This is a genomic window from Micromonospora sp. SL1-18 (assembly GCF_047921505.1).
In the GTDB taxonomy this organism is placed as follows: Bacteria; Actinomycetota; Actinomycetes; order Mycobacteriales; family Micromonosporaceae; genus Micromonospora.
The window spans coordinates 96,719-107,388 of sequence record NZ_JBLROA010000019.1; the positions used below are offsets into that span (position 1 = coordinate 96,719).

9 protein-coding genes and 1 riboswitch are annotated in these 10,670 nt (G+C 72.5%); of the genes, 5 read left to right on the forward strand and 4 right to left on the reverse strand.

Going from position 1 to position 10,670, the window contains the following annotated elements; translation table 11 throughout:
* Positions 1 to 13: 13 nt before the first annotated feature.
* A riboswitch (cobalamin riboswitch) is annotated at positions 14 to 104 on the reverse strand.
* A 170-nt stretch (positions 105 to 274) separates the two neighbouring features.
* On the forward strand, positions 275 to 1,612 hold the full coding sequence (locus ACNAW0_RS12305) for a peptidase C39 family protein (RefSeq protein ID WP_416287931.1): 1,338 nt from the start codon (positions 275 to 277) through the stop codon (positions 1,610 to 1,612).
* A gap of 27 nt (positions 1,613 to 1,639) precedes the next feature.
* Positions 1,640 to 2,980, forward strand: coding sequence for a peptidase C39 family protein (locus tag ACNAW0_RS12310; RefSeq protein WP_416287932.1), 1,341 nt, complete (start codon positions 1,640 to 1,642; stop codon positions 2,978 to 2,980).
* A gap of 72 nt (positions 2,981 to 3,052) precedes the next feature.
* Here ACNAW0_RS12310 and ACNAW0_RS12315 read toward each other — a convergent pair whose 3' ends face one another.
* The 4 genes from ACNAW0_RS12315 to mqnE form a co-directional block, all read right to left on the reverse strand.
* A complete protein-coding gene (locus ACNAW0_RS12315) occupies positions 3,053 to 3,538 on the reverse strand; it encodes a hypothetical protein (protein ID WP_416287933.1) in 486 nt (161 codons plus the stop codon).
* Positions 3,539 to 3,670: 132 nt separating this feature from the next.
* A complete protein-coding gene (locus ACNAW0_RS12320) occupies positions 3,671 to 3,949 on the reverse strand; it encodes a DUF4229 domain-containing protein (RefSeq protein ID WP_416287934.1) in 279 nt (92 codons plus the stop codon).
* Positions 3,950 to 3,986: 37 nt separating this feature from the next.
* Positions 3,987 to 4,415: a hypothetical protein gene (locus ACNAW0_RS12325; protein ID WP_416287935.1), complete on the reverse strand. Its 429-nt coding sequence runs from the start codon at positions 4,413 to 4,415 to the stop codon at positions 3,987 to 3,989.
* 9 nt (positions 4,416 to 4,424) lie between these two features.
* Complete coding sequence (gene mqnE, locus ACNAW0_RS12330) at positions 4,425 to 5,594, reverse strand: aminofutalosine synthase MqnE (RefSeq protein ID WP_416287936.1); 1,170 nt, start codon at positions 5,592 to 5,594, stop codon at positions 4,425 to 4,427.
* Positions 5,595 to 5,835: 241 nt separating this feature from the next.
* On the opposite strand from mqnE, the gene ACNAW0_RS12335 reads away from it, so the two are divergent.
* The 3 genes from ACNAW0_RS12335 to ACNAW0_RS12345 form a co-directional block, all read left to right on the forward strand.
* The gene (locus ACNAW0_RS12335; RefSeq protein ID WP_416287937.1) at positions 5,836 to 7,413 is read left to right on the forward strand and encodes an NlpC/P60 family protein; all 1,578 of its coding nucleotides are present in this window, start codon (positions 5,836 to 5,838) and stop codon (positions 7,411 to 7,413) included.
* 112 nt (positions 7,414 to 7,525) lie between these two features.
* Positions 7,526 to 8,884 (forward strand): hypothetical protein, encoded by a 1,359-nt coding sequence (locus ACNAW0_RS12340; RefSeq protein WP_416287938.1) that lies wholly within the window; start codon positions 7,526 to 7,528, stop codon positions 8,882 to 8,884.
* A 232-nt stretch (positions 8,885 to 9,116) separates the two neighbouring features.
* A partial coding sequence (locus ACNAW0_RS12345) for a DEAD/DEAH box helicase (protein WP_416287946.1) occupies positions 9,117 to 10,670 on the forward strand: 1,554 nt, incomplete at its 3' end.

Sequence of the window (10,670 nt, forward strand, 5' to 3'; positions counted from 1 at the left end):
GTGCCGCAGGCGACCTGGCTCGTCCCCACCGCGTCCGGCCGGCGGAGGGCCGACGCCACGGGTGGGGCATCACAGTTGCGGGACAGCGCCGGTTTCACACCGGCTTCGCTGCGGGTTGGTCGGTAGCACGGTAGCGCACGACCAGCGAAGATCGCCCGGACGGGAGGGGTGAGCGAGGGCCCCGGCAATCATTTTCCATCCCTTCACCTCTGGCGAAAGTTCCCGCCAAGCGCGACAGTGAACGGCAACGATGCCGTTTCCCTGTGGAGATGCCATGGCCATGAGATCCCTCGGCGCGGTCGCCACCGCCGGCGTCACCGCGCTCGCCATCCTCGCCACCACCGCCCCGGCCGGGGCCGCGCAGCCGGCCACCGGGGACACCACGGTCACCCACGACGAACAGATCACCTGGCAGGGCTGGTCCGACGCGGGCTGGTCGACGGGCGCCGCCGCCGGCACCACCGTCACCTCCGGCGGCCTCACCCTGGGCACCCCGGTCGGCACCATCGCCTACAAGGACCCGCACTCGAACAGCAAGCGCACCTGGGCGTACGGGACCTGGACCTCGCCGCTCACCGAGGTCGGCTTCGGGGCCACCGAGCTGGTCGCCTCCTGGAACGCCGACACCCCCGCCGGCACCTGGCTCCAGGTCGAGCTCCAGGGCACGTACACCACCGGCACCCGAACCCCCTGGTACGTCCTGGGCCGGTGGGCCTCGGGCGACGCCGACATCCGGCGGACCAGCGTCGACAAGCAGGGCGACCGGACCTCCAGCATCTGGACGGACACCTTCGCCATCAACAACCCGGGCGCCGGGGTGCTGCTGCGGGCGTACCAGCTCCGGCTGACGCTCTACCGGGACCCGGCCCGGACCGTCTCGCCGGTGGTCCGGTCGCTGGGCGCGATGAGCTCGAACGTGCCGGACCGGTTCACCGTCGCCCCGAGCGCCGGCCACATCGCCTGGGGCACCGAGCTGGCCGTGCCGCGCTACTCGCAGAACATCCACGCCGGCGAGTACACGCAGTACGGCGGTGGAGGTGAGGCGTGGTGCTCGCCGACCTCCACCGAGATGGTGGTCGAGTACTGGGGCCGGAAGCCCTCGGCCGAGGACACCGCCTGGGTCGACCCCCGCTACGCCGACCCCACCGTCGACCACGCCGCCCGGATGACCTACGACTACCAGTACGGCGGCACCGGCAACTGGCCGTTCAACACCGCGTACGCGGCCACCTTCCCGGGGCTGGAGGGCAAGGTGACCCGGCTGCACTCGCTGGACGAGATCGAGCACTTCATCGCCGCCGGCATTCCCGTGGTGACCAGCCAGTCCTTCCTCGCCAGCGAGCTGGACGGGGCGGGCTACGGCACCGCCGGGCACCTGATGGTGGTGGTCGGCTTCACCGCCACCGGCGACGTCATCGCCAACGACCCGGCCTCACCCAGCAACCAGGCGGTCCGCCACGTCTACCGACGGGACCAGTTCGAGCGGATCTGGCTCCGGACGAAGCGGACCACCGCCAACGGCGGCACCGCCGGCGGCTCCGGCGGCATCGCCTACCTGATCAAGCCGACCACCGTGGCCTGGCCATCGGTGGCCGGTTCCACCAACTGGTGATTCCCCTACCCACCCTATGGAGATGACATGATCAGACCCGCCCTACGCGCGGCCGCCCTCGCCGGCGCGACCGCGCTCGCCCTCCTCGGCACCACCGTGCCCGGCCACGCCGACAACAACCTCCCGGCCGGCCCACACGACGAGCAGATCACCTTCCAGGAGTGGTCGAAGTACCCGGACTGGCGTACCGGCACCCACCAGGGGACGCAGGCCATCCCCGGGCACCGCACCGGGATCACCATCGCCGAGCCGGCCGGCACCGTTCCGGTCACCGACAAGCACACCGGCGCGACCCGCACCTGGGAGTACGCCACCTGGACCTCGCCGGAGCGGCAGATCGGCTTCGACGCCACCGAACTGGTCGCCTCGTGGAACGCGGAGACCCCGGCCGGCACCTGGATCCAGGTCGAGCTGCACGGCACGTACAACACCGGCCAGCAGACCCCCTGGTACCTGATGGGCCGCTGGGCCTCCGGGGACCAGGACATCACGCGGACCACCCTGGACGGTCAGGGCGACCCCTGGTCGACCATCTGGACCGACACCTTCTCCATTGACAACGCCAAGAAGGGCGTGCTGCTGCAGTCGTACCAGCTCCGGTTGACCCTCTACCGGGCGCCGGGGCAGGCCGCCTCGCCGCGGGTCTGGATGCTCGGCGCGATGAGCTCCAACGTGCCGGACCGGTTCACCGTCACACCGAGCAAGGGCGGAATCGCCTGGGGCACCGAACTGCCGGTGCCGGCCCGCTCCCAGATGATCCACCGGGGCAACTACCCGGAGTGGGGCGGCGGCGGCCAGGTCTGGTGCAGCCCCACCTCGACCACCATGGTCCTGGAGTACTACGGCAAGCTGCCCTCGGCTAAGAACATGTCCTGGATCACGCCTGGCTACACCGACCCGCAGGTCGCGTACGCCGCTCGGATGACCTGGGACTACGAGTACGAGGGCGCGGGCAACTGGCCGTTCAACACCGCGTACGCGGCCAGCTTCCCCGACATCGACGCCAAGGTCACCCGGCTGCACTCCCTCGACGAGGTGGAACGCTTCATCAAGGCCGGCATCCCGGTCGTCACCTCGCAGTCCTTCCTCGGCGAGGAACTGGACGGCTCGAACTACGGCACCTCCGGACACCTCTTCGTGATCGTCGGGTTCACCGCCGACGGTGACGTGATCGTCAACGACCCCGCGTCGTCCTCGAACGCCGCTGTGCGCAACGTCTACAAGCGGGAGCAGTTCGAGCAGATCTGGCTGCGGACCAAGCGGTACCGGGCGAACGGCACCGTGGCCGGCGGCTCGGGCGGCATCGCGTACCTGATCAAGCCGGCGGACCGGCCCTGGCCGGTCGTGCCGGGCTCGACCAACTGGTGACGGGACGGGCCCGGCACGGTCCCCACTCGGGGCGGTGCCGGGCCCGTCGCCCGTTGGTCGGCCGCCCTGGCGTTACGCGGACGGAGCGAACGAGGCGGGCGGAGCCGACGGTTGGGTCGCCTCACGGCGACGCCGGATCGTCCGCACAATGATCACCACCCAGGCCACCAGGGCCGCCACGCCGGCCAGGGAGAGCCCGGTGACCCACAGATACGTCGACCCGCCGGTGGTGGAGAAGACGCCCGCGCGGGCGCCCGTGTCGCGGGCCGGGGCGGTGGCATCCTTGGCCAGCCCGTCGGGCGCGTCGTAGAGGATCACGTCGTCGCGCCGGGCGCCGCCCTCGGTGGCGACGAAGGTCCCGCGCCACTCACAGTTGCGTCGGCCGCACTCCTCATGCACGGCGGTGAAGGTGCCCGACGTCCCGCCACCGTTCTTCGCCTGCCAGGTGGGGGCGAGGTCGGTGGCACCCGCCAGCAGTCCGGCGGCGGCGATTACCGGCAGACCGATCCAGACGAACACCTTCGTTCGCCATCCGCTGATCTTGTTAAGGAAACTCACGGCGGCAGACCCTAGCGGCACCTGGTCGCTCGCGCTGCCCCATTTCGCGGTGGGCGCCAGGATTTCTCGTGATAGTCGGCTTTTCGTGACCGTCGGCCAGGGTGCCGGCCCATCGACGTCGCGCCGCCCGGCCTACTCCTCGCGGCGCTGGTCCGCCGGCTCGGGCTGGTCGTCGCCGGCGAGCGCGGAGCGCAGCCGCTCCTTCTCGGCGCGGCGCCGGTCCGACGCCTCGGCCATCTCCCCGGCCATCTCGTCCCGCCACGACCGGAGCAGGAAGAACGAGAGCGCGGCGGAGGAGGCCAGCGCCAGCAGCAGGCGCAGGAAGATGCTCATCTCGACGAACCAGAGGGCCGCCAGCACGCCGACGAACAGCCCGATCCGGCCCAGCGTGTACTTGACTGCCGCGCTCACGTTCGCACTCCCTTTCTCCATCACCGCTGGCGCGGCCTCAGCTCGTACGTCGAGCCAGCCAGTGGACGCCAGGAAACCAGATCACCGCGTAGACCACGGTGAACACCGCCGCGGCCAGCGCGCCGGAAAGCAGGGGCGGCAGCCCGGCGGCCAGCCCGGCCGCCAACAGGCCCGCGACGACTCCGACCGCGACGCCGGCCAGCGCCGCCACCACCCGGGCGGCGCCGAACTCCCAGGCCCGGAAGTCGTCCCAGAACAACCAGACCGGCAGGATCACCGTCAGCCAGCCGTTGGTACGCCCGAACCCGCCTCCGCCCATCGTGGCGAACGCCCACTCGAAGAGCACCAACGCCAGCAGCCCGATCACCAGGCCGGCGAGGCTCACCCCGAGCAGGTCGCCCAGGGTGAGGATGCGCCCCTCGGCGTCCCGCCGGGGGAAGGTGCGCTGCTGCTCCTCAGTGGTCATCGGCGTGCCTCAGGCCCAGACCTGCTGCGGCTCGGCCCGGCGCTCGGCCAGCGACGGGGCCGGGTCGTACTCGCGGACGATCTCGTAGCGGGTGTTCCGCTCGACCGGGCGGAAGCCGGCGTCCCAGATCATGTGCAGCAGGTCGTCGCGGTGCATGGTGTTCGGCGTGCCGTAAGAGTCGGCGTCGTGAGTGATCTTGTATTCCACGACGGAACCGTCCAGGTCGTCCACACCGAAGTTCAACGACAGCTGGGCCACCGAGAGACCGTGCATCACCCAGAAGCACTTGACGTGCGGGACGTTGTCGAAGAGCAGCCGGGACACGGCGAAGGTCTTCAGCGACTCGGCCGGCGAGGCCATCGTGGTCCGGGCCTGGATCCGATTACGGATCTTGCCGTCCGCCGAGTCGACGAAGTCGTGCTGGTAGCGCAGCGGGATGAAGACCTGGAAGCCGCCCGTCTCGTCCTGCAACTCGCGCAGCCGCAGCACGTGGTCGACCCGGTGCCGGGGCTCCTCGATGTGGCCGTAGAGCATGGTCGACGGGGTCTTCATGCCCTTCGAGTGGGCCAGCCGGTGGATCCGCGACCAGTCCTCCCAGTGGCAGGCGTGGTCGACGATGTGCTGCCGGACCTCCCAGTCGAAGATCTCCGCGCCGCCGCCGGTCAGCGACTCCAGGCCGGCATCCATCAGCTCGTCGAGGATCTCGTCGGCGCCCAGCCCGCTGATCTTCTCGAACCACTGCACCTCGGTCGCGGTGAACGCCTTGAGGTTGACCTTCGGCAGCGCCGCCTTCAGCTCGCGCAGCACCTTCGGGTAGTAGCGCCAGGGCAGGGTCGGGTGCAGGCCGTTGACGATGTGCAGCTCGGTGAGCTGCTCGTCCTCCATCTCCTTGGCCTTGCGGACCGCCTCGTCGATACGCATCGTGTAGGCGTCCTTCTCGCCCGGCTTGCGCTGGAACGAGCAGTACGCGCACGACGCGGAGCAGACGTTGGTCAGGTTGAGGTGCCGGTTGACGTTGAACATCACCCGGTCGCCGTTCATCTCGGTGCGCTTGTGGTGGGCCAGCCGCCCCAGCCAGGCGAGGTCGTCGCACGCGTAGAGGGCGATGCCGTCCTCCCGGGTGAGCCGCTCCCCCGCGTAGACCTTCGCTTCGAGCTCACGCTTGAGTCCGGCGTCCATCGAAAGCCACGTCCCTTCCACCTGCGGTCCCGGTCGAGCGTACGTCGGTCCTCCGACGTACCGGCGACCCGGTCGACCGCAGCGACCAAGTTCACCGGACTCCCAGTCGGCCGTCACCCTGTGCACATCGACATACCTGCGCCGGTGGGGTAAGACAGGATGGGGCGGAACACACACCTGTACCGTCCCTGCTCACCGCGCGCACCACGCGCGGAAGACGCCAGACCGGACGGGGAGCGGCATGGTCTACAGCAGGCAGGGTCGACGGCAACGACGCAGGAGGCCGCTGATCTCTCCGGTGCTGCGCCCGAAGCTCTGGTCCGCCCTGCTCGGCGTGGTGGCGGCCGCCGCGATCGCCACTCCGGTCTGGGCCGACCCGCTGCCCGACACCATCCCGAGCACCGGATCCCGACCCACCGTCGGCGGCACGTTGCAGCTGCCCGGCACGGTTCCCGGCGGGCCCGGTCAGACCCCGGGTGCACCCGGTGCCACCCCGGGCGTCACCAACCCGGCCGACGGGCCGCTCATCGCGCAGATCAACCAGGTCGACGCCCAGGTCGCCCAGCTCGGTGACGACCTGCTCGAGGTCAAGGAACAGTGGGAGGCGGTGAAGGCCGAGCTGGCCCGCGCCGAGGCCGACCTGAAGGAGGCCGAAGCGGCGCTCGCCCAGGCCCAGGAGAGCGCCCGCAGCGCCGCCGCCGACGCGGTCAAGGCCGCCGCCGCCGTCCCGCCCGCACCGTTCGGCCCCGACCTACGTGACCTCAGCGCCCTCCAGCGGATCACCCGCGGCGACAAGGCCGATGGGGCCACCACCGCGGTCGCCGGCGAGGTCACCCGGGCCACCGCCAATGAGCGGATCGCCCGCGCGGCGTACGACGCGGTCAAGCGACGCGCCGACGACATGGCCGCCGAGTACGCCCGGATCGAGGTGGAGCTGCACCGGCAGGAAGGCGTGCTGCTCAAGCTGCGCAAGGACAACGCCGCGCAGCTGCTCGAGATCGAGAAGCGCCAGGACGCAGCCGAGCAGCAGATCGGCAGCTCGTACGTCATCAACCAGAGCGTCAGCGGGCAGGTCGCCCACCCGACTGCGCTGGCCGCCGTGCGGTACGCCCTCGCCCAGCTCGGCGACCCGTACCTGTGGGGGGCGGAAGGGCCGAACCGCTTCGACTGCTCGGGCCTGGTGCTCGCCTCGTACCGGGCGGCCGGCTACCACGGCCTGCCCCGGGTTTCCCGCGACCAGTACTTCGCCACCCGCTCCCGCACCGTGGACCCGAACGCGCTGCTCCCGGGTGACCTGCTCTTCTTCGCCTCGGGGAGCAGCTGGACGACCATCCACCACGTCGCCATGTACATCGGCAACGGCAAGATGGTCGAGGCGCCGCGCACCGGCGACGTCGTCAAGATCTCGGTGGTCCGCTGGTCCCGGCTCTACGCGGCCACCCGCGTGGTCGGCGCGGTCCCCGCCCCGGCCACCCCGGCGCCGGGCCCGACCGCGACGACCCCGGCACCGGGTCCGACCACGACGACCCCGATCCCGATCCCCAAGCCGAAGCCGACCCCGACGCCGGCCCAGCCGGGCAGCCCGAAGCCGACCCATACACCCACGCCGCAGCCCACCAAGTCGAGCCCGAGCCCCAGCCCGTCGACCTCGCCGAGCAGCTCGCCCACGGGGTCGCCGACGTCCGGCTCGCCGACCCCCTCCCCGAGCGACTCGACGGGCACCAAGCCGGAGGTGACCCCGGGCACCGACCCGAGCGGAGTGGAGCCGTCGAACAGCGCGGCGGACACGACCTCGTCCAGCCCGAGCACCGGTAGCTGACCCAACCGTCCACTCCGGCTGTGCTGCCGTGCCGGAATGTGGCACGGTGAGACCCAGGCACTCCTGGCCGACGCCACGGTCAGGGGGCGAGCGCGGGTGCGGAGGGGCGAGCATGGGCGAGCAAGAGGTTCCGGCGGAGACGGTCCACCCCGGATCCACGCCCGAGCCCGCCGGTGATCCGGCTGGCCCGGCTGTCGGCAAGGCCGCCCCGGCCGCGGCCGCCCGGGCACGGGTCAGCGTCGCCGGTGCCGCCGTACCACCGCCGGCTGGCGCCGTGCCGGGTTCGCCGGCCACCGCCACCACGTACCGGGCGGCTGCTCCGGCCCAGGCCGCACCGCGAGCCGAGGCGGGACAGCCCGCGCCGCGGGCCGAGGCGGGGCAGGCGGCACCGCGGGCCGAGGCGGGGCAGGCCCGAGCCAGCGCCGCCGTACCCGGCCTGAGCCGCATGTCGCCGGACGAGGCCGCCGCTGCGACCGTGGCAAAGGCGGGCGGTGCCAAGGTCTACCGCGCGGGGCCGGTCAACCCCGAGCCACCCGAGCCGGCGCAACCACCGGAGCCGGCGCAACCACCGGCACCACCCCTGCCGGAACCCGAGCCGGCTCCGACGCCCGTACCGGGTCCCACCCCGCCATCGCCGGCACCGCCCATGCCGGAGCCGGAGCCGCCGTTCCGGCCGGTGCCACCAGTGCCCGCGCCGCCGCCCGGGCCGACCCCGCCGGGCCCGGTCCCGCCGCGGCCCGAGCCGCCGGTGCCGCCGCCCGCTCCGCCGGTGCCATCGCCTCCGCCGCCGCCCGGCCCCATGCCGGCTCCGCCGTTTCCTCCTCCGCCCGCCACGACCAGCCCGGGGGCCACTCCCCTGACGGTCGAACCGTCGCTGGCCCACCCGGCGGGCCGGCCCGTCTCCGCGCCCCCGGCCATCCCGGTGGCCAGGGCCAGCGTGCCGGTCTCCACGCCGCCCGGGGCGGCTGTGCCTGCACCGGTCTCCGTGCCTGGGGCGGGCGTGCCTGCACCGGTCTCCGCGCCGGCTGGGGCGCCGGCGTCCCCGACGATCCCCGGGCCGCCGGTGACGGCTGCGGCGCCGGTGGTGCCGGCGCCCGCGCTGCCCACCTGGCCGCCGTCGACCGACCAGCGGAACAACTCGACCGGCCGGGACGCCGGGCAGGCATACCCGGTCAGCGGGCCCGCAGTGCCCCCGAGGACGGGCTATCAGGGCGGCCCCGACCTGGCCGGCACGGCGTACGGAGGCACCGACGGGCCCGGCTTCGCCACGGTCTCGTTTCCGCAGGGCAACTCGCCGGAGAGCTCCGGCTCCCTGACCGGGCACATTCTGGCCCAGGGCTGGGCCGAGGACCCCCCGGCGGCCCGGTCCAGCACCACCAAGGTGATCATCGTGATGGCCGTCTCGCTGGGCCTGCTGATCGCGATCAGCCTGCTGGTGGTGTTCCTGGCAGAAAACGCGCTGAGCGGCTGACCGGCAACATGCTGAGCCGCTGACGGGGTGAGACCGCCCACTACTGCGTCGCGGTGCGGTGGCGACCACACGGGGCCGCCGTACACTTGTGGAGATCATTGACCTGGCGCGCCGGTTGCGCGCCCATGGGCGATCTTGCGGGCGATTCGGCGGCGTTCAGCGCCGCGGCGGGCCATCGCGAAGATGCGCCCCGCTCGAAAGGCCTTTCTTGACCATTTCTGCTGCCCCAGGCATTTCCCCGTACGCCGATCAGACCCCCACGCCGGAGCGTCCGGCCACCGAGAGCACCGACTTCGCCGCGCTGGGCCTGCCCCGGCGGCTGGTCGACACGCTCGCCCGACAGGGCATCACCACCCCGTTCGAGATCCAGCGGGCCACCCTTCCGGACGCGCTCGCCGGCCGCGACGTCCTGGGCCGGGGCCAGACCGGTTCGGGCAAGACGCTCGCCTTCGGCCTGCCGATGATCGCCCGGCTCGCCGACCGCAACCGGGCCCGCCCGCTGCACCCGCGCGCCCTGGTCCTGGTGCCCACCCGTGAGCTGGCCATGCAGGTCAACGACGCGCTGATGCCGCTCGGCAAGGCCGTCGGCATCTTCGTCAAGACCGCCGTCGGCGGCGTCCCGTACGACCGGCAGATCGACGCGCTGCGCCGGGGCGTGGAGATCGTCGTCGCCACCCCGGGGCGGCTCGGCGACCTCATCGAGCGCGGCGTGTGCAGGCTGAACGACGTCGAGATCACCGTGCTCGACGAGGCCGACCAGATGGCCGACATGGGCTTCCTGCCCGAGGTCACCGAACTGCTGGCGAAGACGCCGGCGGACGCCCAGCGGCTGCTCTTCTCGGCCACCCTGGACAACGACGTCGACACCCTGGTCAAGCGGTTCATGACCGACCCGGTCACCCACTCGACCGCGCCGCCGACCGCCGCCGTGTCCACCATGGACCACCACCTGCTGCTGATCCCGCCGCACGACAAGTTCGCCGTGGCGGCGTCCATCGCGGCCCGCGACGGGCGCACCATGCTCTTCGCCCGTACGCAGCTCGGCGTCGACCGGCTGGTCGAACAGCTCGCCGCGGTGGGCGTACGCGCCGGCGGCCTGCACGGCGGCAAGACCCAGCGGATGCGTACCCGGACCCTGGCCGAGTTCCGCGAGGGGCGGATGAACGTGCTGGTCGCCACCGACGTGGCGGCCCGGGGCATCCATGTCGACGGAGTGTCGCTGGTGCTGCACGTGGACCCGCCGAAGGACCCGAAGGACTACCTGCACCGGGCGGGGCGTACCGCTCGGGCGGGAGAGTCGGGTGCGGTGGCGACCCTGGTGCTGCCGAAGCAGCGCCGGACGACCCTCGCCATGCTGGAGAAGGCGGGCGTCGAACCGGCCCAGACCCGGGTGCGGGCGGGCGACCTGGCGCTGGCCGAGCTGACCGGCGCCCGCGAGCCCAGTGGGGTGCCGGTCCGGGACGAGCCCGAGCCGCGCCGGCACGGCAACCGACCGTCCGGCCCGCGCCACTCCGGCGGCCGCGAGCGCGGGTCGTTCGACCGTGGCGGGCGTGGCGAGCGCCGGTTCGGGGACCGGCCGACCGGTGGCCGGAGCTACGGCGACCGCAGCTACGGCGACCGCAGCTATGGCGACCGCGACGGACGCGGCTACGGCGAACGGAGCGGACGCGACTCCGGCGAACGGGGCGAGTACCGGTACGAGGACCGCACGCAGCACGGACGGCGCTTCGGCGATCGGGGTGACCGACGTTTCGGTGACCAGGACGGCCGGGGCGACCGACGTTTC